General features: G+C 66.3%; 17 protein-coding genes. 11 read left to right on the forward strand and 6 right to left on the reverse strand.

The window, feature by feature from the left end; all coding sequences use genetic code 11:
* Positions 1–5: 5 nt before the first annotated feature.
* The 4 genes from HL666_RS22660 to HL666_RS22675 are packed head-to-tail and all read left to right on the forward strand — an operon-like array spanning position 6 to position 4,580.
* Positions 6–953: an ABC transporter permease gene (locus HL666_RS22660; RefSeq protein WP_172183733.1), complete on the forward strand. Its 948-nt coding sequence runs from the start codon at positions 6–8 to the stop codon at positions 951–953.
* Positions 946–1,776 (forward strand): ABC transporter permease, encoded by an 831-nt coding sequence (locus tag HL666_RS22665; protein WP_172183735.1) that lies wholly within the window; start codon positions 946–948, stop codon positions 1,774–1,776. Before HL666_RS22660 ends, HL666_RS22665 begins: the two co-directional genes overlap by 8 nt.
* Positions 1,773–3,347, forward strand: coding sequence for a nickel ABC transporter ATP-binding protein NikE (gene nikE / locus HL666_RS22670; protein ID WP_172115231.1), 1,575 nt, complete (start codon positions 1,773–1,775; stop codon positions 3,345–3,347). Before HL666_RS22665 ends, nikE begins: the two co-directional genes overlap by 4 nt.
* A gap of 18 nt (positions 3,348–3,365) precedes the next feature.
* Positions 3,366–4,580, forward strand: coding sequence for a M20 family metallopeptidase (locus HL666_RS22675; RefSeq protein ID WP_172115233.1), 1,215 nt, complete (start codon positions 3,366–3,368; stop codon positions 4,578–4,580).
* Positions 4,581–4,587: 7 nt separating this feature from the next.
* Here the strand turns inward: HL666_RS22675 and HL666_RS22680 are convergent, their stop codons facing one another.
* The 4 genes from HL666_RS22680 to HL666_RS22695 all read right to left on the reverse strand — a co-directional run bounded on the left by HL666_RS22680 (position 4,588) and on the right by HL666_RS22695 (position 9,624).
* Complete coding sequence (locus HL666_RS22680; protein ID WP_172115235.1) at positions 4,588–4,944, reverse strand: carboxymuconolactone decarboxylase family protein; 357 nt, start codon at positions 4,942–4,944, stop codon at positions 4,588–4,590.
* 9 nt (positions 4,945–4,953) lie between these two features.
* Entirely contained in the window at positions 4,954–8,190 is a 3,237-nt protein-coding gene (locus HL666_RS22685) for an efflux RND transporter permease subunit (RefSeq protein ID WP_172115237.1), read from the reverse strand.
* Positions 8,187–9,188 carry an efflux RND transporter periplasmic adaptor subunit gene (locus tag HL666_RS22690; RefSeq protein WP_172183737.1) on the reverse strand — a complete coding sequence of 334 codons (1,002 nt, stop codon included), beginning with the start codon at positions 9,186–9,188 and terminating at the stop codon, positions 8,187–8,189. The genes HL666_RS22685 and HL666_RS22690 overlap by 4 nt, the downstream gene beginning before the upstream one ends.
* A 127-nt stretch (positions 9,189–9,315) precedes the next feature.
* A complete protein-coding gene (locus tag HL666_RS22695) occupies positions 9,316–9,624 on the reverse strand; it encodes an ArsR/SmtB family transcription factor (RefSeq protein ID WP_172115238.1) in 309 nt (102 codons plus the stop codon).
* 120 nt (positions 9,625–9,744) lie between these two features.
* On the opposite strand from HL666_RS22695, the gene HL666_RS22700 reads away from it, so the two are divergent.
* From HL666_RS22700 to HL666_RS22730, 7 genes are all read left to right on the forward strand, one after another.
* Positions 9,745–11,031 carry an NAD(P)/FAD-dependent oxidoreductase gene (locus HL666_RS22700; RefSeq protein WP_172115240.1) on the forward strand — a complete coding sequence of 429 codons (1,287 nt, stop codon included), beginning with the start codon at positions 9,745–9,747 and terminating at the stop codon, positions 11,029–11,031.
* Positions 11,028–11,468, forward strand: a complete 441-nt coding sequence (gene trxC, locus HL666_RS22705) for a thioredoxin TrxC (RefSeq protein WP_172183739.1) — start codon at positions 11,028–11,030, stop codon at positions 11,466–11,468. The genes HL666_RS22700 and trxC overlap by 4 nt, the downstream gene beginning before the upstream one ends.
* Positions 11,469–11,520: 52 nt before the next feature.
* Positions 11,521–11,724 (forward strand): YgaP family membrane protein, encoded by a 204-nt coding sequence (locus HL666_RS22710; protein WP_172183741.1) that lies wholly within the window; start codon positions 11,521–11,523, stop codon positions 11,722–11,724.
* Between the two features lie 47 nt (positions 11,725–11,771).
* The gene (gene ccoG, locus HL666_RS22715; RefSeq protein WP_172183743.1) at positions 11,772–13,217 is read left to right on the forward strand and encodes a cytochrome c oxidase accessory protein CcoG; all 1,446 of its coding nucleotides are present in this window, start codon (positions 11,772–11,774) and stop codon (positions 13,215–13,217) included.
* Between the two features lie 201 nt (positions 13,218–13,418).
* Complete coding sequence (locus tag HL666_RS22720; RefSeq protein ID WP_172115248.1) at positions 13,419–13,625, forward strand: hypothetical protein; 207 nt, start codon at positions 13,419–13,421, stop codon at positions 13,623–13,625.
* Positions 13,626–14,673: 1,048 nt separating this feature from the next.
* On the forward strand, positions 14,674–16,143 hold the full coding sequence (locus tag HL666_RS22725; protein WP_172183745.1) for a B12-binding domain-containing radical SAM protein: 1,470 nt from the start codon (positions 14,674–14,676) through the stop codon (positions 16,141–16,143).
* 36 nt (positions 16,144–16,179) lie between these two features.
* Positions 16,180–17,802, forward strand: coding sequence for a 5'-methylthioadenosine/S-adenosylhomocysteine nucleosidase family protein (locus HL666_RS22730; protein WP_172183747.1), 1,623 nt, complete (start codon positions 16,180–16,182; stop codon positions 17,800–17,802).
* 7 nt (positions 17,803–17,809) lie between these two features.
* Here the strand turns inward: HL666_RS22730 and HL666_RS22735 are convergent, their stop codons facing one another.
* Positions 17,810–19,519 (reverse strand): hypothetical protein, encoded by a 1,710-nt coding sequence (locus HL666_RS22735; RefSeq protein WP_172183749.1) that lies wholly within the window; start codon positions 19,517–19,519, stop codon positions 17,810–17,812.
* A 79-nt stretch (positions 19,520–19,598) separates the two neighbouring features.
* A complete protein-coding gene (locus HL666_RS22740; RefSeq protein WP_210262043.1) occupies positions 19,599–22,271 on the reverse strand; it encodes an eCIS core domain-containing protein in 2,673 nt (890 codons plus the stop codon).
* Positions 22,272–22,339 lie beyond the last annotated feature (68 nt).

A 22,339-nucleotide genomic window follows, 5' to 3' on the forward strand; every position in this document is an offset into this window, starting at 1 on the left:
GATCGGTGTCGTTAGCCTGGCTGCTGCGGCGGCTGCTCCTGATGGTCTACACCGTCGTCATCGTCAGCGTGCTGGTGTTCGCCATCACGCAGGCGCTGCCGGCCGATGCAGCGCAGACTCTCCTCGGCGAGAATGCCTCGCCGGAGGCTCTGGCCGCCGTGCGCACCCGTCTCGGGCTGGACGATCCGGTCTGGCTGCAATTCGCGCACTGGGTGACACGCGCCGCGACCGGCAATTTCGGCGTCTCCATGCGCACCGGCCTGCCGGTCGCGCCGGAGATGCTGACGGCGCTGTCGCGCTCGCTGCTGCTCGCCGCCAGTGCGCTCGTCGTGACCCTCGTGATCGCGGTCCCGCTGGGGATCTTCGCCGCGCTGCGCCAGGGCAGGGCGGCGGATACCATGACGAGCATCATTGCCTATCTCGGCGTGTCCCTGCCGGAGTTCGTCACCGCAACGGCGCTGGCGCTGCTGCTCACCGACATCCTGCCGTGGCTGCCCGCAACCGGCTACGTTTCGCCGCTGGAGGATTCCGGCCTCGCATTGCGTCACCTGGCGTTGCCGATCCTGACCGTTTCGGTCATCCTCATCGCGCACGTCATGCGCATGATGCGCTCGGAGACGCTGGACGTGCTGCAATCGGACTACGTCCGCGCGGCGCGGCTGAAGGGGCTGCCGGAGCGAACGGTGCTGGTCCGTCACGTGATGCGCAACGCGCTGCTGCCGGTCATCACCATCGTCGCGCTCGACGTCGGCTATCTGCTCGGCGGCATCATCGTGATCGAGGAAATCTTCGCCATTCCCGGCATCGGTCGCGCGCTGATGATCGCCATCACCACCCGCGATCTGCCGTCGATCCAGGCCGGCGCGATGATCATGGCGGTGACCTACGCGATCACCAACACGCTCGCGGACGTCGTCTACGCGCTGCTCGATCGGCGGATCCGCTATGACTGAGCTGCTCGGCAGGATGATCCGCAAGCCGCAAGGCGCGATCGGCATCGTTCTGCTGGTCGTGCTCGGAGCCATCTGCCTCCTCGGACCGTGGCTGGCACCATACGGACCGGAGAAGATGGACTTCCTCGGCCGTTTCCGCGCGCCGGGCTGGCAGAACCTGTTCGGCGCCGACCAGTTCGGCCGCGACGTGCTCAGCCGCCTGTTGTCCGGGGCGCGTGCGACAGTCCCGATGGCGCTTACAGCGACCTTGGCGGGCAGCGCGATGGGCGCCGTCATCGGCGTCGCATCCGCCTATCTGGGCGGCAAGACCGACGAACTCATCATGCGGACCAACGATGCGGTCATGGCCATTCCCGGTCTCCTGATGGCCTTGCTGCTGGTCAGCACGCTCGGTAACGGCGCGGGCAATGCCGTCGTCGCGATTGCCATCGCCTTTGCGCCGGGCATGGCACGGGTGACGCGCTCGGTCGCGCTCGCCGTGCGGAACCAGGATTTTGTCAAGGCCGCGGTCGCGCGCGGGGAGGGCGCCGCGCAGATCATCCTCCGCGAGATGCTTCCCAACGTGATGGGGCCGATCGTGATCGAGGCGACGATCCGCGTCTCCTTCGCGGTGATGCTGTTCGCGACCCTCAGCTTTCTCGGCCTCGGCGCGCAGCCACCCGCGTCGGAATGGGGCTTGATGGTCGCCGATGCCCGGCAATACATGCACCGCGCACCGTGGATCCTGATCGCGCCGTCGGCTGCGATCGCGCTGTCGGCCATTGCGTTCAATCTCGTCGGTGATGCCCTGCGCGACGCTCTCAATCCCCGGGACGATCGATGACGGCCGCACTCACGATCACCAACTACGGTTTGGACTATGCGACCGCGGCCGGCGCCGTGGCGGTGCTGCGTGACATCTCGCTGGAGATTGCGCCAGGCGAGGTGCTCGGCCTCGTGGGTGAATCCGGCTCGGGCAAGAGCTCGCTGGCCTGGGCGCTGATGCGGCATCTGCCGGCCAATGCGCGCGAGGTGTCGGGCGCGCTGCGGCTCGGTGACGTCGACCTGCAGGCGCTCGGTCCGAAGCAGCTGAGCACCTTGCGAGGCCGACGTATCGGCATGGTGTTCCAGGATCCGTCGACGGCGCTGAATCCGACGTTGACCATCGGTCGCCAGATCACCGAGGCCCTGATGCGCCACCGCGAACTGAATGCGCGGGCCGCCAGGGATCTCGCGGTCGAGTTGCTCGGCCATGTCGATCTGCGCAATCCGGCCGCCATCTTGCGGCGCTATCCGCACGAGATCTCCGGCGGCGAGAAGCAGCGCGTGATCATCGCCACCGCGTTCGGCTGCCGGCCTGATGTGATCCTGTTCGACGAGCCGACGACGGCACTCGACGTCATCACCGGAGCAAGGATCATCGAGCTCTTTGCCCGCCTGCGCGCCGAGACGGGTGTGGCAGCGCTCTACATCTCCCATGACCTGGGGATGATGACCCGCGTCGCGGATCGCGTCGCAGTGATCCGGCACGGCCGGGTGGTCGAGCAGGCGAAGGCGTTCGAGATCTTTCGTCGTCCGCAGCACGACTACACGAGGTCCCTGATCGCGGCGGTGCCGCGGCCGGAGCGGCGGCTCGTGCACGACAGACCCGGTGAGGCCGTGCTGCTCGAGGCGCGGGGCATTGACGTCCATTACGGGAGGGCGGGGCTGTTCCACGCAGCACCGCCGCCGGCGACCAAGGCCGTCGACATCGACATCCGCGCCGGCGAGATTGTGGGCCTGGTCGGCGAGTCCGGCTCGGGCAAATCGTCGGTTGCGCGTGCGCTGACCGGGCTCGCGCGCTTTGATGGTGCGATACGCTTCGATGGCCGAACATTGCATGGGGCCGGCGACATGAGCCCGGCCTATCGCCGCGATGTGCAGATCGTGTTTCAGCACCCGGATTCCTCGCTCAATCCGCGTCATCGCATCGGTGAGATCCTGTCGCGGCCGCTGAAGCTCTATGGCGGCGACGTCGCTTCGGTGCCGCGGCTGCTGGAGCAGGTCCGGCTGCCGGCGTCCTATGCGACGCGCTGGCCGCACCAATTGTCGGGCGGCGAGAAGCAGCGCGTCGCGATCGCGCGCGCCTTCGCGGCGCGCCCGCGGCTCGTCATCTGCGACGAGATCACCGCGCCGCTCGACGTCTCCGTGCAGGCCCAGATCATCGCGCTTCTGCTGAGGCTCCGCGCCGAGACCGGCGCGGCTTATCTGTTCATCACCCACGATCTCAATCTGATCCGGCAGATCGCCCATCGGATCGTCGTGATGCGCCAGGGCCAGCTGGTCGACAGCCGTGCCGTCGATGCCTTCGGCGCAGAGGACGTTCACCCCTATACAAGCGAGCTGATGGCGGCTTCGCCCGTGCCGGTCAGCTGACCGCAAGGATTGCAACCCATGGACCGCGACGACCTGCTCGCCCGCATCGACGTTCCCTCAGCGCTCGCGCTGCTGTCACGCATGGTGCAGCACAAGAGCTATTCGAAGACGGAAGGAGAGAAGCAGCTCGCGAATTTCATGGCCGAGCGCATGCGCGAGATCGGGCTGGATGCCGCCGTCGCGGCGTTCGGCGACGAGGGGCGTGTGAATGCCGTCGGGCGTTGGAAGGGTACGGGTGGCGGCAAGAGCCTGCTGTTCAACGGTCACGTCGATACCAACCCGGTGACGGAGGGCTGGACCGTCGATCCCTGGGCGGGGAAGGTCGATGACGAGTTCATCTATGGCATCGGCGTTTCCAACATGAAGGCGGGCGACGCCGCTTACTTCTGCGCGGTCAAGACACTGATCGAGGCCGGCGTGAAGCTCAGAGGCGATGTGATCCTCACCTACGTTGTGGGCGAGCTGCAGGGCGGCGTCGGCACTTACTCCCTGATCGAGCAGGGGTTGCGCGCGGACTATTTCATCAATTCCGAGCCGACCGATCTCAAGGCGATGACCATGCACGCGGCAGCATTCATGTTCATCATCGAGCTCGTCGGCAATACCCGCCACCTGTCCAAGCGCGAGGAGGCGGTTGATGCCATCAGCGCCGCCTGCGATCTCATCCCGCGCCTCAACGCGATGAAGTTCTCCGGCACTCGGTCGCCGGCGCATGAGGCGATCAACCGGGTGCATGTCGGCGTCGTCCATGGCGCGCTCGGCCGCGAGCTGCACGAGTGGCGGACGCCGCAGGTGGCGGATTTCGTCCGCATCAAGGGCTCCGGCCGCTACGCGCCCGGCCAGACGGAGCAGGGCGCCCTGGCTGACATGCGGCGCGAACTCGATGCGTTGGAGGCGCGGTTTCCCGGCCTCAAGGCGCATCTGATGTCGGAGGACCGCGCCGGCGTCCCGACCATGCCGTCATTCGAAGTTGCGCCGGACAGTCCGATCGTTCGCGCCGTCAACGACGCCTATCGATTCGTGCGCGGCGAGACGCAGCCGACCGGGCCGGTTGCGCCGAGCTGCTTCTATGGCACCGACGCCGGCCATCTCTATGCCTCAGGCGGCATGGAAGGCATCGTCTGCGGGCCGGGTGGTCGCTACAACACGATGCCGGACGAGCGCGTCGACATTCCCGACTATCTCGACATGATCCGGATCTACATGCTCGCCATTCTCGACATCTGTGGCTGACCGCGGCTCAGGCGGCGGCCGCCTGCTGCTGGAATTGCTCGAAGGCGGCGATCGCATCGGCCGCGTACATCAGCGACGGCCCGCCGCCCATGTAGATGGCCATGCCAAGCGTCTCCTCGACCTCCTGGCGTGTCGCGCCGAGGCGGACCAGCGCCTCCGCATGAAAGCCGATGCAGCCATCGCAGCGGACGGCGACGCCGATCGCCAGCGCAATCAGCTCCTTGGTCTTCTTGTCGAGCGCGCCGTCCGCGCCGGCCGCCCGCGCCAGCGCGGAGAAGCCCTGCATCACGTCGGGGATGTCCTTGCGCAAGGTCTTCAGATTGCCGGACAGATCCTTGCAGATCTCGCTGTACAGCTTGGTCATCATCATCTCCTAGGACATCTTCGTGGTGGGTTTTCCGGGCTCGCGCAGCGCGATGTAGATCGCGGGGATGACGAGCACGGTGAGCAGGGTGGAGGAGGCGAGGCCGAACAGCAGCGAGATCGCCAGGCCCTGGAAGATCGGATCGAGCAGGATCGTCGCCGCGCCGATCATGGCCGCCAGCGCCGTCAGCAGGATCGGCTTGAAGCGCACGGCACCGGCCTCCAGCACGACGTCGCGCAGGGTCTTGCCCTCGCCGCCGCTGTGCCGGATGAAGTCGACCAGCAGGATCGAGTTGCGCACGATGATGCCGGCGAGCGCGATGAAGCCAATCATGGAGGTCGCGGTGAACGGCGCACCGAGCAGCCAGTGGCCGAGCAGGATGCCGATCAGGGTGAGCGGGATCGGCGTCAGGATCACCAGCGGCAGCCGGAAGCTCTTGAATTGCGCCACCACCAGCACGTAGATGCCGAGGATGGCTGCGCCGAACGCCGCACCCATGTCGCGGAAGGTCACATAGGTGATCTCCCATTCGCCATCCCATAGCAAGGTCGGGCGCGACTCGTCCTTAGGCTGGCCATGGAAGCCGATCACCGGTTTCGGCAGCTTGCCCCAGTCATGCGCGTCGATCCGGTCGGCGACCGCGAGCATGCCATACAGCGGCGCCTCGAAGCGGCCGGCGAGCTCGGCCATCACCATGTCGGCAAAGCGGCCGTCGCGGCGGAAGATCATCGGCGATCCCTCTTCCATCGTCGCCTTCACGACCTGGCCGAGCTCTACGACGGTCTTGCTGCCGGGCAGAGTGTTGGCCGGCACCGGCGTCGAGGCCAGAGCCTGGCTCCAGCTCTTGGTGCGCTTCGGCAGCTTCACCGCGATCTCGATCGGATTGCGGTCCTCGCCGCGATGCGAGTAGCCGACGGAGACACCGCCGAACAAGGTCTGGATGGTGTCGTAGACGTCGCGCTGCTCGACACCGAAGAATTCCAGACTGTCCTGGTCGATCGACAGCCGCAGCCGCGGCCGGCGCTGGCCAATGGAGTCGTCGATGTCGACGATGAACGGGACGTCGGCGAACACCTTCTTCAGCTCGGTGGTGACGGCCCGCCTGGTCGCAGCATCCGGGCCGTAGATCTCGGCGAGCAAGGTCGCCAACACCGGCGGGCCGGGCGGCACCTCGACGACCTTGATGCTGGTGCCCGATGGCACCGAGACCGCCTTCAGCCGCTGCCGCAGGTCGAGCGCGATGTCGTGGCTCGCGCGCTTGCGGTCGCCGCGCGCGGCCAGATTGACCTGGAGCTCGCCGAGCTCAGGCCGTTCGCGCAGGTAATAGTGCCGGACGAGACCGTTGAAGTTGAACGGTGCCGCCGTGCCGGCATAGCTCTGCACGCTCGTGATCTCCGGCAATTGATGCGCGATGTCAGCGGCCGCGAACAGCGTCCGCTCGGTATCCTCAAGGCTCGCGCCTTCCGGCAGATCGACCATCACCGCGATCTCCGACTTGTTGTCGAACGGCAGCAGCTTGACGGTCACGGACTTGGTTGCGAACAGCGTCATCGACAGCAAGGTGGCGATGCCGACGCCCAGCAGGAAGATCCAGGCGGAGCGCTTGCTGGCGACGATCGGACGCGCCACGCTGCGATAGATCCGGCCGAGCCGGCCCTCGCCATGCGCATCGTGGTTTGGATCGTGATGCGCGCCGGCCGCGGCGGCGGTCTGCTTCGGTGCGAGGCGTAGCATCAGCCAGGGCGCAACGACCATGGCGACGAAGAACGAGAACAGCATCGCCGCCGAGGCGTTGGCCGGGATCGGCGCCATGTAGGGGCCCATCAGCCCCGAGACGAACAGCATCGGGAGCAGGGCGGCGACCACGGTCAGGGTGGCGACGACCGTCGGGTTGCCGACCTCGGCCACCGCCTCGATGGTCGCTTGCAGGCGCGGACGGCCGTCACGCATGCCCCAATGGCGGGCGATGTTCTCAACCACGACGATGGCGTCGTCGACCAGGATGCCGATCGAGAAGATCAGCGCAAACAAGCTGACGCGATTGATCGTGTAGCCCATCAGGTTGGCGGCGAACATCGTCAACAGGATCGTGGTCGGAATGACCACGAACGTCACGAGCGCCTCGCGCCAGCCGATCGCGATCGCGATCAACACGACGATCGAGATCGTCGCGAGGCCGAGATGGAACAAGAGCTCATTGGCCTTTTCGTTGGCGGTCTCACCATAGTCACGCGTCACCGTGACCGCCACATCGCTCGGAATGAGGCTGGTCTTGAGCCCCTCGAGCCGCTGCGCGATGTCGTGCGACACCACGACCGCGTTGGCGCCGGCGCGCTTTGCGAGCGCAAGGCTCACCGCGGGCACGCGGTGCCAGTCGCCCTTGTCGTTACGCGCGTCGTCCCAGACGCGATGCTCGGCGAGATTGGGGCCGATGACGACGGTCGCGACATCGCGCACATAGACGGGACGACCGTCGCGCGTCGAAATCAGCAGCAAGCCGATATCCGGGATGCCCGTCAACGTCTGGCCGGCAGTCACGTTGCGGACGATGCCGCCGTCGCGGACGTCGCCGGCGAGGAAGGAACGGTTCGCATCCTTCACCTTGGCGACGAGCTGCTGCAAGGTCACGCCGAACAGCGACAGCTTCTCGGGACTGGGCTCGACGCGGATCTGCTGGGCGCCGCCGCCGGAGATGTAGGTCAGGCCGATATTGTCGACCTTGGTCAGCTCGGCCCGCAGCTTGTCGGCGAGCTCGTAGAGGTCCTTGTCGGACCAGCGTTCGGCAGCTTCCGGCTTCGGCGACAAGGTCAGAACGGTCACGGCGACATCGTTGATGCCGCGGCCGACGATCAGCGGCTCGGGGATGCCGACGGGAATGCGGTCGAGATTGGCGCGGAGCTTCTCATGGACGCGCAGGATCGCGTCCTCGAACTTGGTGCCGACCAGGAACCGCGCGGTGACCATGACGCGGTCGTCCTCGGTCTGGCTGTAGACGTGCTCGACGCCGTCGATCGCCTTGACGATCGTCTCCAGCGGCTTGGTGACGAGCTCGACGCCGTCAGGCGCACGCAGTCCGTCGGCGTTGACGCGAATGTCGACCATGGGCACGCTGATCTGCGGCTCCTCCTCGCGCGGAATCACGACCACGGCGATGAGGCCGACGACGAGCGAGGCGAGCAGGAACAGCGGCGTCAGCGGCGAGGCGATCGTCGCCTGGGTCAGCTTGCCTGAGAGTCCAAGTTTCACGGCTGCACCAATTGGTCGCCGGCGCGCAGGCCGGACAGGATTTCAAGTCCGTCGGGGAGCTCGGCGCTCGGCAGCGCGCGGCCGCGTTGCACCGGAACGCTCACCTTCTGCGTTCCCTGCTGCAGCTGGACGTAGTCGATGCCGAAGCGGGTGGTCACGTAGCGGGCGGGGATGACATAGGCCTCGCGCTGGCCCCCGGAGATCCAAACGCGCAGCCGGTCGCCGACGAAGTACTGGCCGAGGCCTGGGACGATCGCATCGGCGACCACGCGGCCTTCCTCGATCTGCGGATAGACGAGGTCGATCACGCCCCATTTGTCGCCGCTCTCGCCGAACTCGGCGCCGTCCATGCGGATCTTGTCGCCGGCCTTCAGAAACAGCGCATGGCGCTCGGGCACGCGCAGCCGCAGCTTGAAGTTCTGTTGCGCCACGGTGACGACGGGGTCGCCGGGCAGAACGACCGAGCCCACCGTCACGAGCTTCTTCAGCACGCGACCATCATCGGGGGCCAGCACCTGGCCCTCGCTCATCTGCTGATTGACCACGGCCCGCTCGGCGGTCTTGGCCCGCAGCCCGTTCTCGGCGACGTTGAGCGCGGTGCGCGTCTCGTCGAGCTTGATCCGGGGCAGGGTGCCGCGTTCGACGAGACCCTCGGTGCGGGTGAAATCGATCTGCGCCTGATTGGCCTGCGCCTGCAGCGCCTCGATCTGGGCGTCGAGCGATTTGACCTGCAGGGCCAGCTTCTCGTCGCCGATCAGGGCGATCGGCTGGCCACGTTTGACCGGATCGCCCTCGCGCACGGAAAGCTGCGCGACCGTGCCGCCGATGCGACCGCGCGCCGGGACGACGCTGACGCTTTCCACCGTCGCGAATACTGCCTTCTCATCCGCGACCTGGCGCGGCGCCACGGTGAGCGTCTGCGCCAGGGCCGGCGCCGCCTGCCAGCTCATCTGGCAGGCCATCGCGGCCGTCAAGCTCAGGAGCGATAATCTGCGCATCGGCCTCATCCTGTCTGTTTTGAGTCAAATCGGCTGGTCAGGCGAAATGTCCGCTGAAGCGGCAGCAGACATCCCACCGGAATGCGGGTTCCCACTTGATGCTGCTCAAGTCGTGGGCGGTGGATGGTCATAGTCTCGGGGCAGGTTTCGGCGGCGGTGTTGCGCAATACACCTGATAGAGCGTCTTCAGGACCTCGCGCGCCGGCTCGCTGGTGATCGAGTAGTAGATCGTCTGCCCGTCGCGTCGGGCGGTCACCAGACCATCCTTGCGCAGCAGCGCGAGGTGCTGCGAGACGGTCGAGTCGCGCAGGCCGAGGAATGCCGCCAGCTCGCCGACCGACCGTTCGTTGTCGACCAGCTGGCAGATGATCAGGAGCCGGTGCCGGTTCGACAGCGCCTTCAGGAGGTCACTGGCCTGGTCGGCCGCCACTTCCATGATGTCAGCATCAAATTTCATAGTTGCGTATATACAGATATTCGAATATATAGTCAAGGCCGGCCCGGGAGGTTGCGGCTCGAGCGAAACAAGAACGAAGCAAGGCGATGGAGGACCCAAATGGCGGACGTTGTCGTGATCGGAGCGGGGCTGAGCGGCTCCCTGATGGCTTATGAATTGCTGCCCCAGATGCGAAAGGAGGATCGTGTGACCGTCATCTCACAGGGGTCCTCGTATCATTTCGTGCCCTCCAACCCATGGGTTGCCGTGGGCTGGCGCAAGCGGGACGACATCGAGATCGACCTCGTCGACGTCATGCAGCGCAAGGGCATCCGCCTGCTGACCCAGGGCGCCAAGCGGGTGCATCCGGACGACAACCAGGTCGAGCTGACGGACGGCACCATGGTGGCCTACGACTATCTCGTCGTCGCCACCGGGCCCGAGCTCGCCTTCGACGAGATTCCAGGTCTCGGCCCGGACGGCCATACCCAGTCGGTGTGCCACGTCGATCACGCCGCGCATGCCAAGGCGGCGTTCGACAAGCTGGCCGAGAAGCCGGGGCCGGTCATCGTCGGCGCGGTGCAGGGCGCCTCGTGCTTCGGACCGGCCTACGAATTTCTCTTCATTCTCGAGACCGAACTGCGGCGGCGCAAGATGCGCGACCAGGTGCCGATGACCTTCGTGACCTCCGAGCCCTACATCGGCCATCTCGGCCTCGACGGCGTCGGCGACACCAAGGGGTTGCTCGAAAGCGAGATGCGCGAGAAGCACGTCAAGTGGATCACCAGCGCGCGCGTCACCAAGGTCGAGGACGGCCGCATGTTCGTGGAGGAGGTGGCGGACGACGGCTCGGTGCGTAAGACGCATGAGCTGCCGTTCGCGTATTCGATGATGCTGCCGGCGTTTCGCGGCGTCGGCGCCGTCAGAGGCATCGACAAGCTGACCAACCCGCGCGGCTTCGTCGTCGTCGACAAGCATCAGCGCAACCCGGCCTATCCCAACGTCTTCGCCATCGGCGTCTGCGTCGCCATTCCGCCGATCGGGCCGACGCCGGTGCCGGTCGGCGTGCCCAAGACCGGCTTCATGATCGAGTCGATGGTCACCGCGACTGCCATGAACATCGGCGCGCTGCTGCGCGGGCAGGAGCCCAAGACGCAGCCGACCTGGAATGCGATCTGCCTTGCGGACTTCGGCGATTCCGGCGTCGCCTTCCTGGCTCAGCCGCAGATTCCGCCGCGCAACGTCAACTGGTCGTCGAAGGGCGAGTGGGTGCATTACGCCAAGGTCGCCTTCGAGAAGTATTTCCTGCGCAAGATGAGGCGCGGCACGCCTGAGCCGTTCTACGAGAAATTCCTGCTCGACCGGCTCAACATCGCAAAGATCAAGGAAGTCAGGACGGGTACATGAGCGAGACCTTTCAGCTGGTGTGCGGCCAGTGCGGGCAGATCAACCGTCTGCCCGCGGGCCGGGCGCCGACCCAGGGCAAATGCGGCAAATGCCACGCGCCGCTGTTCTCGGGTCACCCGATCGAGGTCGACCAGGCTGCGTTCGAACGCCACGTTGCGTATAGCGATCTGCCGCTGCTGGTCGACGTCTGGGCGCCGTGGTGCGGACCCTGCCGCGCAATGGCGCCGATGTTTGCGCGCGCTGCCCAAGAGTTGGAGCCGCGCGTGCAGCTTCTGAAGCTGAACTCCGACGAGGCGCCGGACGTCTCGGCGAAGTTCGGCATCTCCGGAATTCCCACCCTGCTGCTGCTGCAGAAGGGACAGGAGCTGGCGCGGATCTCGGGTGCGATGGACTCGCAACGAATCGTCGCCTGGACACGATCCGGCCTGCGGCACTGACGCCGCGCGACCGGCTTGATTACGCTCAAATGCAACCATGAGGGACTATGCCATGAACGTCGACAAAGCAGTTCTCACCTTCGCAGGATTCGTCGTCCTTCTCAGCCTCGCGCTCGGCTGGTACGTCAGTCCGTATTGGTTCCTGCTTGCCGCCTTTGCGGGCGTGAACATGATCCAGGCCTCGTTCACCGGCTTCTGTCCGGCGGCCATCGTGTTCAAGAAGCTGGGGCTGCGCAGCGGCAACGCGTTCTCCTGAGCCGGTCGGACGAAGGATGGGCGAGATGAAGATGAAGCGAGGATCTCATGGCTGACTCGGACGAAACCTATATCGTCGGTCCGCTCTACAAGGCGCGCGACAAGGTCTATCCGGCAGCCGTGCACGGCCGCTTTCGCCGCATCAAATGGACGATTCTCTGCATCACGCTCGGCATCTACTATTTGCTGCCCTTCGTGCGCTGGGACCGCGGTCCCGGCATGCCGAACCAGGCGGTGCTGGTCGATTTCCCGCACCGTCGGTTCTACTTCTTCTTCATCGAGCTGTGGCCGCAGGAGGTCTACTACTTCACGGGCCTCCTGATCATTGCGGCGGTCGCCCTGTTCCTGATGAACGCGGTGGCCGGCCGGCTGTGGTGCGGCTATCTCTGTCCGCAGACGGTTTGGACCGACCTGTTCTACGCCGTCGAGCGCTGGGTCGAGGGCGACCGGCGCGAGCGCATGCTCAGCGACAAGCGCGGCTGGACCTTCACCCACATTCGCCAGGTCGCGCTCAAGCACTTCCTCTGGATCATGATCGGCTGGTGGACCGGCGGCGCCTGGGTGCTGTATTTCGACGATGCGCCGACCCTGGTGAAGGACCTCGCCACCTTCCAGGCGCCGTTCACGGCCTATCTGTGGATCGGCATCCTGACCGCGACGACCTACGTGTTCGCCGGCCACGCCCGCGAGCAGGTCTGCATCTACATGTGCCCGTGGCCACGGATTCAGGCGGCGCTGACCGACGAATGGGCGCTCAATGTCACCTACAAGGGCGATCGCGGCGAGCCGCGGATGTCGGTCAAGAAGGCCGAGGCGGCGCGGTTGCAGGGGGCACCGGCCGGCGATTGCGTCGATTGCCACCAGTGCGTCAACGTCTGCCCGACCGGCGTCGACATCCGCCACGGTATCCAGCTCGGCTGCATCCAGTGCAGCCTGTGCATCGACGCCTGCGACAGCGTCATGACGCAGATCGGCCGGCCGACCGGCCTGATCGGCTACGACACCGATATCAACGTCCAGCGCCGGAAAGAGGGAAAGCCGGAAATCTACCGGATCATCCGGCCGCGCACGATCATCTATGCGAGCTTCATCGCCATCGTCGGCGGCATCATGCTGTACTCGCTGGCGACTCGGGGCACGATGGGCATCAACGTCCTGCATGAACGCAATCCGCTGTTCGTGCAGCTGTCGGATGGCGGCGTACGCAACGACTACACGGTCCGCCTGCTCAACAAGCGTGGTGCGCGGGACTTCGTCCTCGACGTCGTCGGCCTGCCGAACGCCAAGGTGACGGTGGCCGGCGAGACGCGCGAGCAGGATGGCCGCATGATCATCGACGTCGGCCAGGACCAGACCCGTGAAATTCGCATGTCGATCGAGGCCAAGGGAGCCGATCTCCCCGCGACGCCGGTCGACATCGAGATCAAGATCACCGATCCGGCCACCGGCACGTCGGTGAGCAAGCACGATCATTTCGTACCGCCGACGCGATAGGACGGTCACTGCTCGGGTCACCGCGGCAGGGCCGTTGCGCCGGCGACGTCGGCAGCTGATGCCAAAGAGGGAGGGGCAGCCGCTCCTCCCTCTTTTCATTTGTCGAGTCCGGTTGTTTCAGATCAATGATGCGCGCGCACGGCAGGCAGAGCATCGTCATGTCAAGGGATCGATGTTGTTCCGAATGACGGAGAATGACAGATGTTCAAGGTCGCAGTTCTCATCTGGGTCATGCTGGGCACCGTGCTGGCGGGTAGTGCGGTCACGGCGTTGTTGACGGTGCAGGGGCTGGTGGCGAGCCCCATGAAGGACCTGCCGCTGGCGGCGCTGGCCGGCTTCATCGTCGCGATGCCGTTGTCCTACTTCGTTGCAGCGAAGATCAGCCGCAACGGACGCCGCACCGCCTGACAGGCGCGAGCCGGACAAATAGGCGTTCACGGGGTCAAACAGCGTATTTGCGGAATGCGCGGGAGCGGGACGTCATGAACCGTTCCCGCGGCGCGGATGCGCCCGGGTGGCTCCGGTCCGTTCCGCCCTTTGAAGAGGGCGCGGGGAATGCCGGGCGCTGGCCGCACCCATGGCCCGCCTGCAGAAAAAAAGCAGGCGGCAGTCACCACAGGTTCAGCCGAGTCATCCCGGCATTCCCCACGCGATGGTCTTCACGCTTATCTCGCGCTCTCCTCGGTGTACCGGCTCGTTAGCCACCGTCGCCCGAGGGGATCATCATCACCCCAAAGGCTTGGCGCCAGCATCGGGGCGCCAGGACCACGCGTCTTCACGTCCGCCATCAGCTGTTCGTCCGCGCGCACCAGAGCACGCTGCAGCACGATCGCGGCCACCGCATCCCACCCCGCGTCTCGTGACGATCGCGATACGCCCCTGTTGCCGGAGCGGGATAGGCGCACTGAACCACAAATTCCGAAAAAAAGAAATAGAAAAGTCGCGCATGGCGCGGTGCCGGCCGCGATCCTCCTGTAGCGGCTTGTGAAATGAGCGTTTCGGAAGGGCGGTTCCGGATGCGATTGCAGGCCTGGGTGCCGAGCGGACGTATCGTCGTCGCGAGGTGAGTCGCCCGACGAGCAGCGGGTCGCCGGGCTCAGATCGGCGGTGTGGCCGACGTTGTTCCATCATCCGGGGAGCCGGGCCGCCCTGAGTGGTGCATCTCCTGGTTGTCCGGGCCGCGCAGCCGCGTTAGGTTGCGAGTGATTATTACGGGCGGGGAGCTGCCCGGCCATTCGTATTGATAGTTGAGCCCGGAAGTCCGGGCTTCATTCGTGCAAAGCAAATGAGATCCTGCCCAAGAGATGATGTGGATTTCCCGATTGCTCCGTTTGTCAAGTGCGTCGCCATGCGCCCGGCTCGGTATGGCAAGGGCCGGGTCGCAGCGGTGGAGTCGGGCTGAACGGCGTTGCGCGTTGCCCCGGCACATGTTGCGAGCCTTGGGCGGAGCAACCCCATGAAGGTTGCCTTCGTTCACACGCCGATGCCGCGGGTGATCGTGCCGGAACGGCGGCGCTATTGGCAAGCATTCGATACCCGCTACCACGCAGCGCATCCGAACCTGCGTCCGATGCGCAAGGTGATGTGGGAACTGCCACACTGGATGCATTGGCTCGGAGGCGTGCTGCGTGCACGCGGGTACCTGGATCAGGTCGCGATCGACTTCTACACGGACGGCTGCGAGTTGTCGGGAATCGATGAGGAGGCAACGGCCCGCATGCTGCGCGAGGTGCCCGCCGATATCTTCCTGTTCTCGCCGATGGCGCCCAATCTGCGCTACGCATTGCAGATCGCAGGTCTCGCCAAGCAGCTTCATTCGCGGTGCCGCACGGTCTTCGGCGGCGTCGCAGCCACGCCGCTGGCCGAGCAGGTGGCCGCCGAGCCTGCGGTGGATTTCGTCATTGCCGGCCGCGGCGAGCAGGCGCTGCCGGCGCTGCTCGACAGCCTGAGCGGACGGTTGCCGCTCGACGAGGTCGGGCATCTGGTGCGGCGGCTGGATGACGGACGGATCGTCAGGACGGCGAGGACCTATCCCTGGCTGCCGGTCGGAGCGATCCCGATGCCGGTTGTCGAGCTGTTTCCGGCCGAGGCCGGCGAGTGCCTGCGCTACATCCGGTTGGTGAGGGCGCTGGGCTGCCCCTTCGAATGTCCGTTCTGCACGATCCAGACCATCGGCCGCAGCGCCGACAGTTTCACCATCGACCGCGTGCTCGCCGAGCTCGATGCCTATCGCGATCACTATGGCCGCCACCATCACGTCTATTTCGGCGACGAGACCTTCACCATGCATCCGAAACGGACGTTGGAATTCTGCGCGGCCTTGGAGGCGCGGGGCGACGTCATCTACGACATCCAGACCCGCCCCGACCTGTTGACCGATGCGGCCCTGCTCGACGGCCTGCGGCGCAGCGGGTGCGCCTGGATCGAGATCGGGATCGAGGCGCTGCGCGGCGCGGACCATCGCGTCCTGAAAGGTGGCCGCGGCGGCGCGGAGTTCACCGATACATTGAAGCGGGTCCGGGATGCCGGCCTCAATGCCTGCTCGTTCCTGATCAACGGACTGCCGACGCAGACCCTCGACGACATGCGCAGATCGATCGACGACGTCTGCGAGCTGATCGGGCGCCGGCTGCTGTTTGCGTCCTACATCTTCGGCATGGTGCCGTATCCCGGCAGCCAATACCATGCCGAGCCCCACCGCTTCGGCATCGAGCTGCTGCACCGCGACTACCATCTCTATCACGAGGAGCTGCCGCCGGTGTACAGGACGGCGCATGCCGGGCCGGACGCGATGCACCGCGTGCTTCAGGATGGCGTCATGGCGCTTGGAGAAGCGATGACGCTGAGCGAGGATCAGTGGCCGGACCACATGGCAGGGATGCCCCGGGATGGGTACGGAACGTTCTGGAATCTGCCTCACTCGTAGCGGGGGTGGAAACCACGTGCGATGTCGGAGGCCGTCGTGAGACTGCAGAAGATCGCCACGCTGCTGCAACGGCTCCGGCGGCCGGCTTTCGAGCCGGACAGGGTCGATGCCCACGCGGCCCGCTTCGCAGTAGCGAAAGACAGTCGCGACCTGTTCGATGTCGCTTGCGACGCCGGGCTCGACGCGCTCGATACCACGCCACCCGAAGCCTATCGGAGTTGGCTGCAGCTCGATCCCTACAGCATTCGCGTCTTTGAGGACTTCGCGCAGCACGCGCCGCATCTCCGGCGCATCCAGGGCTATTACACGCTGTTCGTTCTGCGCGCGCACGATTTCGATGCGTTCGTCAAGGGCCGGCTGCGCTACGAGGAGCTCAGCGTCGATCGCGTGGTGCGGCTGCCAACCTTCGCGATCAACCCGGAGCAGCATCCCGGCGATGCTCCTGGGGGTGACGAAGTGGGGCTCGGTGCGCTGGTGTTCGACATGGGCGCGCGCAACAGCAGCCTCGGTCCGGCCTACAGCCGCTGGATCGTCGCTGACATGCTCTGGCGCCTGGATCATCTGCTGGTGCAGAACCCGGACATCGACAAGGTCGGCATCTTCGCCACCAACAAATCCTCGATCGACCTTGCCATCTACTTCGAGATGAAGCCGGTTGCGAGCATTCTCAGCGAGCGCTTCCCGGACTGGAAGATCTATCTCGCCAGCAGGAAGACCTATTTCGATCAGGTCCGGACACGAGACGAGCTCGCGCCGCTCTATCGCAGCAATGTGTGGACCAGATCCTATGAGATTTCACCCCAGGAACGTAAGCTGCTCGGCGAGAAGATGGAGCCGATCTACCGCGCCCGCCTGCGCCGGCGGCAGCGGGATGTCATCCGGAGGACGCCCATGAACGGGCCACTGGAATGCGATGTGCTCATCGTCGTGGCGACCAAGCTCGAGCGCGACACCGTGCTGGGTCATATCAAGAGCCTTCCGGGACCCCGGGGGTATGATCGCCGCTTCGGACAGAGACGGACCTATTACGACTTCGGCGAGCTCGGCGGCGCACGGGTGGCGATGGTCCAGTGCGAGATGGGGGCTGGCGCGCCCGGAGCCTCGCAGGCCACCGCCAGCGATGCGATCGACGAACTGCGGCCGCACAGCGTCGTGCTTGCGGGCATCGCCTTTGGCGTATCGCCCGACAAACATCAGATCGGCAGCATTCTGATCAGCCAACAGCTCAGGCCGTACGAATTGCAGCGGGTCGGCGTCGATGCGCAGGGCCAGCTGCGGCTGATTGCCCGCGGCGACCGCGTGACCGCCTCGACGCGGCTGCTTGGGCGCCTCCGGGCGGCCGAGGCCGACTGGGACGGGGCGGCGGTCAGCGCGGGGCTGCTGCTGTCCGGAGAGAAGCTGGTCGACAATCTCGACTTCCGCAACCAGCTCACATCGTTCGAGCCGGAGGCGATCGGCGGGGAAATGGAAGGCGCCGGGCTCTATGCAGCCTGCGCCGACCGCAACACCGACTGGATCATCGTCAAGGCGGTCTGCGACTGGGCCGACGGCAACAAGCACGAGAACAAGCGCGAGCGGCAGCAACTCGCTGCGCGCGAGGCATTCGGCTTCGTCTTTCACGCCATCGCGCAGGGCGGCTTCGCCCGACACCGGAGCTGAGCCGTCCTCACCCCTCGCGCTTGGCCGGCACCATCTTGTCGTAGACCTTGCTGCCGAGCAGGGCGGCGTGGCTGACGAACAGCAGCGAGGTGAAGGTGCCGTCGATCTGCGGCATCGAGGTCAGCACCGAAGCGTTCTGGGCGGCGGCGAACACGATGCGCACGGCATCGATGTTCGAGACCACGTCGAACAGCACCAGCAGATAGCTGATGCTCAGGATGCCGGTGATGGCGACGTGCTGGACCCGATTGATATCGACCATGTCGCTGCGTCCCTTCACCTCCTGCAGCACCATGTCGGCCAGCGCGGCCCTCTCCGGGCCGGCCTTGTCGGCCAGATATTTCGGTGCCTGCGTCGGCGAGGCGGCGTCCGGCGCGGTCTGGTCTTGCGTGCCGACGATGGTCGAGTTCGAGATCAGGCGCGACAGGAACGGCGTCGCGACGGCGAAGCCGCCGACCAGGGCGAGATAGAACGGGATGCTCGGGAACAGATTGTAGGCGTCGAGCGCGATCTTTGCGTTGTTGGGCGTTTCCTTGGCGGCCGTGGCCGCCGCCGCCTGCTGCTGCAGCTCGGTGATCAGCAGTCCGCCGAAGCCGTAGTTGAAGAGCCCGCACACCAGCAGTCCCGACAGCAGGATGATCGACCAGATCGCGAGCTGGGCCAGCGTCAGGCTCATGCGGTTGCGCTCGTCGATGATCGGTCCGAGCGCGCGCCCGGTGACGCCGAAGCCGCAGGAAATGAACAGCATCAGCAGCGACAGCAGGGCCAGCCAGAACGGGATCACGAGCGATATCGTGCCGTTGACGACGCTCGACCATGCCAGCGCCTGGCTGGCGAACCATTCCGGCCAGGTGGTCTGGCGGCTGGCTTTGCTGCCGGGCTTGGCATCGGGATCGGGATATTGCGCCGACGCGACGATGGATTGCGCGGCCATGAACTGCGTGCGGCAATCCTGGTCCTTGTTGGCATTTGGCCGCCATTTGACGCTGTCGAGCACGGTCGGCTTCTCGGCGGTCGCCACCGTGCAATCCAGCCCTGCGCCGGTGCTGCCGGTCGCGATGCGGGCGTTCTGCACGAACTGGCCGAGCGACAGGCGTGCCCCGACGCCCATGCCGTAGGATCCGAGGGCCGACACCACGAACAGCGCCAGCGCGACGACGAACAGGAGCAGACCGGTCTTCGGCATCGCTTTCGACGTCGCCCGCGGCTCGGCCATCGGGGCCACGCCGCCCGGCATTCCGGTGCCGGTGATGGCGTTGATGAAGACCGCAGCGCCGCTGGAGCCCGCATCGGTTGCGGCGTCGCGCGTGAAGACGTCCACAGTCTGGCCGTTGACGAGCGTCTGATGCAGCTGATGCGTGATCTTGTCGGCCGCGAGATCGGCCCATGGCGCCGGCGGCGGCGGGCTCGTCCTGGTGTTAAGCTGCAAGGTGTTGCTGTCGGCCTCCCAGATGATCATCCGGCTCTGTGGCGCGGTGGCGCTGCGCGCGTCCTCCGCAATCGACAGGATCGCGCGCACGGTGCCGCCGAGCTCGCGGTCCTGGACCGACGGCAGCTGATCGCGCCGCTCGAAGCCGGTGCCGTCCATCGCTGCGGCCAGCTGGGCAACCAGCCGCCTGACGCCGTTGACGCTGCCGCTGCCGTCGGCGGGCGCGGTGCCCAGCGTCTTGGTCTCCGCCCAGACGATCTGAGCCAGTTCACCTGATGAGAGCGTCATGATGTCCTCCGGGCAATCTTCTTTGCGCATCAATCGGTCGTTGCACGCTTATGATAGTGAGATCGGCCGGCTGGCCGCGTCATTTCGACAGCCAGTCCTGCAGGAATTTGCGCGTCGCCTCGTCGTTCTTCGGGTCCTTGCCGAAGCCGAAATCCTTCCACATCTCCTTGCCGGAGCCGTAGTCCTTCCACATCTCCTTGCCGCGGCTCGGCGCATGACAGTTCGGGCACACCGTGCCGAGCTGCTCCTGCACCGTCGGGAATGCATTGCGGTTGGGATCGGGCGGCGTGTAGCCGGGCGGGCTGGCATGGGCGTTCGGATCGCGTTGCTGAACCGGTTGCGGCTGCGCCCTTGCCGGCAGGCTCAGCGGCTTCTGCGGCAGGTTCTTGACCGCAGACCGCAGCGCGGTGAGCGCCTGTGCGGTGACGCTGGAGCAGGTCGGGATCCGGTTGAGGGCGTCGATTTCGGCCGGCGTCATCTTCGGTCCGGGCACATCCTTCGGCTGCCGCCCGTGACACGATGGGCAGACGTCATCCATGCCGTATGTCGCCGGGGGCGCCGCACGGCGTGCGCCAGGGGGGAGGCCCTGGATCTCGGCGTCGGCGAGCTGCGCCGCGATCAGCACCGTCTCGGCGTCGGTGGCGCCTTCGGGGAAGATCCGCATGAACTCGGTGACAAAGGCTGCGTTGACACAGCCGTCCGACCGCATCCGGCCGATCAGGATATTGTAGACGGCGATCTCGTTCGGCCGCTTGCCGTCGAGCCGCTTGTAGGCGCGGTCGAGCTCGGTCTCGGTGGCAGCGTCGTAGGCAGCCTCGCCCCCCTTGCTACCCAGATAGCCGCCAGCGCCGCCGGCGGCGAGACCGCAGAACAGGAGGCTCCATCCCAACGTCTCGATGCCGAATATGAGATTGCAGACGACGTAGCCTCCGACTGCGCTGCCCGCGAAGCCGCCGACCGCGCCGGCCAGCACACGGGGGCGCTGCTTCGGCGTTGCCGTATAGAGCTGATAGCCGGTGATGATGGTGAAGGCGGCGATGCCGCCGATCTTGAGGCCCTTGAACAGCAACGCCATCCGGCGCCCGGCGTTGGCGGCGGCTGCCGTGCCCTCGGCGGCGCCTTCCAGGGCGCCGGCTTCGCCGCTCGCGCCGGCGAGCGTCTTCTGCGCCAGCGCCTCGACCAGCGCCTGCGGCTCACCCGACAAGGCCTCGACGGCGGCGACGCTGCCATCGGCGTTCTGCGTGATCCTGATCGTGATCTGCGCGGGCACCTTGGCGCCGGCCGGCGCCGAACCGTTGACCTGTTCGAGGTTGTTGCCGAAGCTGTAGCGGACCTCCGACACCGTGGTCCCATTCGGATTGCGGACGGAGTTGACGACCTCGACCTTAGTCTCGACCTGCACCGAGGTCGTCTGGTTGCCTGCCGACGCACCGGGCAGGGCCTGTGCGCCTTCCGCGGCGGCGACAGCCGTCTCGGAGCCCTTCAGAACGGTCAGGCTGCTGCTCTGCAGGTTCTTGATCTCGAAGGTCAGCTCCGGATATTTCAGGCTGAGCTTCTTCAAGACGCCCGCGGCGGTCTCGGCGTTGGTGGCGCCCTGGCCGCAGGTCGCACACACCTCCTGCTCGATCAGCATCCAGACGCGGCGGCCCTTGAGCTGGTCGCGTGGAATCTTCGCGAGCGCCTCCTCGAGTTGATCGGCGATATGCTGCTCGGCATGGCCATGCGTGTGCGGCAGCGTCTCGGGGCTGGTGTGCGGCGGGAAGTTGGATTGCGGATTGTAGCCCGGGCCGCCCGCCAGCTTGGACTGGCCGACGAAGCTGCGGTTCTCCAGGCCGGGAATGTCGGTGCGGGCCGCGCCGACGGTGCCGCCCTGAACCTCGATGTCCGGTGCGACGGCGTGGGGCTCGACACGCGTGATGCCGCTGGCGGCGCGATTGGCCTTGATGTCCTTCGTCAGCACGTCCTGCATGCCGTTCTGCGAGAAGCGGCCTTGCCCGGCTGCGTCGACCGGCTTGATCACGCGGCGGGCATATTCGTGGGCAGCCAGTTCGTCAGTGCCCTTGGCATATTGCGCGAGCTGGCCGTCGCTCATCGCCGCATAGCGATTCTGTAGCACCTCGACCGCGGTCTTGTCGCCGCTGCTGACCAGCTTGCGCAGCTGGTCGATCGACATCTTGTCGTAGTCCGGCGCACGCCGCAGCACGGTGTGTTCGCCGCGCTGCTGCACCACATGGGTCAGCTCGTGGGCGAGCAGGCGCTGTCCCGCGCTGGAGTGCGGCGCGTAGCGGCCGGCGCCGAACACGACGTTGTGGCCAACCGTGTAGGCCTGCGCGCCGACTGCGCGCGCCGAGGCTGCGGCGCGGGCATCGGTGTGAATGCGCACGGCGGCAAAGCTCCGGCCGAAGCGGCCTTCCATGGCCGTGCGTGCCGGGCGGTCGAGCGGCTGGCCGGGCGCGCGCAGCACCTCGTGCACGATCGGCGGCGCAACGCCCGCCTGCGCATCGTTGCCGCCTTGCGTGGCCTGGCGCCGCAGCTTGTCCTCCTTGCAAGAAGAGCAGGTGCTGCCGCATTCGCATTGGCGCTGCAGCGCAGGCGCCCGTGTCGATGTGCCGATCTGTGCCGAAGAAGCAGGCCCGCCGCCGATGGCGCGCGCAACCGCCTCGGCCTCGCGCTCCGCGGGATCGTCGACCGCGCCGATCTCGAGTCGCGCCTGGAGGGGCTGCAGCAGCGGGGAGGGCGGCTGGAGCGCCAAGCCGGCGCCCGCCCGCTGCGTTGATGCGGACGTGGGAGCGGTGGCGGTTCTCGCTGCGGCCGTCTTCA

Origin of the sequence: Bradyrhizobium aeschynomenes, assembly GCF_013178945.1 — a bacterium.
GTDB classification, from domain to species: domain Bacteria; phylum Pseudomonadota; class Alphaproteobacteria; order Rhizobiales; family Xanthobacteraceae; genus Bradyrhizobium; species Bradyrhizobium aeschynomenes.